We start from the raw sequence: 2,189 nt of genomic DNA on the forward strand, positions 1-2,189 counted from the left end.
ACCATGTGCAGCCCGTCTGAAATAGGATAAGCGGTTCACGAAACCGCTATAGGAGCTTAGGAGTACCAGTAGCTTTCCAAAGCGTGAGCAATCGTTTAAACTTAGCGTTTTCCGGCATCGGGCGTTACTGGTGTTAGGGTACTGCTCACAAAGAAAGGGGCGGAGAAAGAGCTCCGTAACCCCATAGTAATTTGGAGATTCTAACGATACCACCTTTTTGCAAGAAAATTCTTTTTATATAAAAAATTTTACATGTTAATTTCAAACGAAAGGCGTTTACCTTCGCTCGCCGCAGGCATCCTGAACCAACTTCGCTTCAGAAAACGTGCGCTAAAGCTAGTAGATGGTTGATACGCTTACGCCTTTCCGCTCCTTACTACAGCGGACCCAAGAGCTGGTGGTCCAACACGAAGACCAGGTGCGCACGCTTTACCTAGAAGAGGCCCCGGGCTTCTCGCCCTTTCACTTTATCAAATGGGGGGAGGTTCCGGTTACGCATCTGCTCGCTTACTTTTTGGACGCGCAGCAGAGTCATGGTCAGCAAGATGCTTTTCAGAGGAATTTTGTGACTGCCGTGCAAGCCCATCTTCCTTACCCTCGCTTGTCCCAAGGATTATACAAAGTAGTAGCAGAGAAGCGTCACGGAGGGGGCGATTACGGGCAAATTGATTTGCTCCTGACGTGTACTCAGCCGCGGTTCGCGCTGTGTATCGAAAACAAGCCGCACGCTAGCACAGTCGACCAGGATCGGCAATTGGAAGCTTATCACGAGTTTTTAACCGGTATCGGTGGGTTTGGCGACGACTACTTATTGATCTATTTGAGTGGCCGCACACGTGCCCCCCACGCCTCAAGCTTAGACCCAGTCAAACGAATGGCCTTGCAACAGACGGGGCACTACCTCAACCTCACGTACGAAACCTTCCTGCTACCCCTCCTCAGTGAATGGGCTGAGGTGGCCAAGCCAGAGAAAGTGCGCCTTTTCCTGCTCGATTTTCGGTATCAAGTCGAGCGCCAACTAAACTTTCCATCCACTTCGCCTACCGCCACTATGTATCAAGAGGAAATCGCTGACTTATTGTTGCAGGATGTCACGCTGTTGCAAGCAGCTTACGAACTTCCCAATGCGTTAAAAGCGGCGGAAAAGCGTCTTGGTGTGAGGTTGGGGCAAGAATTGCGAGACGTAGCAGAAGGGCTACAGTTGCAGCCAGCTTATTCGGAAGATGATTGGCAGGACTTTATAGGCCTGACCAATGAAACTACGTGTTCCTTTACAAAGTCAACGTGGGGGTCATTCTGCATTGGGTTAGAATTCTCGGGGCCAACGTTAGACGTGGGAGTTGTTGGAGGAGGCAGGAAAAGTGCATTAGGACAAGCGCTAAGCAAACTACTGGGTGATACGCAAGGCAATGACGGGTGGGCTTGCTGGGAACCACTTTATAATACCGACTACAAAACGCTATTTACTAGTATTGCAACGGGGTCATTTAAGGATAAACTCCGCGCTAGGTTGACTGCGTTGTGCCAAGCATTAGATGTGCTTCACCAGCAGGGCCTTCTCACCGGAACTTAGCCAGTTGATTCCTGAAGTGGAGATTGGCTAGACAGAACTAGTCCATAGTGAGGTTCCAAAGATTTACTACGTATCGAAGCCAAAGTAGTAGAAACAGTGCGCGAAGTTCCAGCCAAAGCAAAGCGATTTACTAAGAAGGAGCTAGCAGATTACATAGTTGGCTTGTACGCTTCCCACCTGAATGACCTGGCTGACGGTGGAGAAAAGCCTAACTAAAGGCCTCAGAACTGTCTTATAATTTGGCATATGTAAAGCCGGGACGTTTCAAGCAACTACTTAACGAAGAAACCCGGGCTATTCCGGCAGATTTACGCAGCAGCTAAGTCAGTTTGGGTAGCTCTTGCATAGTGGTAGAACGAGTTAGGGGCAGTTCGGGCAGTTTGCAGCGAGCAGTTCAGGCAGTTCGGGCAGTTTTGAGGCCGTCAGGGCAGTTTGCAGCGAGCAGTTTGGGCAGTTCGGGCAGTTTTGAGGCCGTCAGGGCAGTTTACAGCGAACAGTTTGGGCAGTTCGGGCAGTTGTGAGGCCGTCAGGGCAGTTTGTAGCGAGCAGTTCAGGCAGTTTCGAGGCCCCTATTCGAAGCGTAACAGCCTTTCGTAGGCAGGCCAGGAAGAAATGG

At 50.2% G+C, this 2,189-nt stretch carries 1 protein-coding gene; it reads left to right on the plus strand.

What is annotated here, in order from left to right:
* The first annotated feature begins 343 nt into the window (after positions 1-343).
* Positions 344-1,573 (plus strand): PDDEXK-like family protein, encoded by a 1,230-nt coding sequence (locus QMK33_RS23265; RefSeq protein WP_283567022.1) that lies wholly within the window; start codon positions 344-346, stop codon positions 1,571-1,573.
* Positions 1,574-2,189 lie beyond the last annotated feature (616 nt).

It is taken from the genome of Hymenobacter sp. H14-R3 (assembly GCF_030063445.1).
Classification (GTDB): Bacteria; Bacteroidota; Bacteroidia; order Cytophagales; family Hymenobacteraceae; genus Hymenobacter.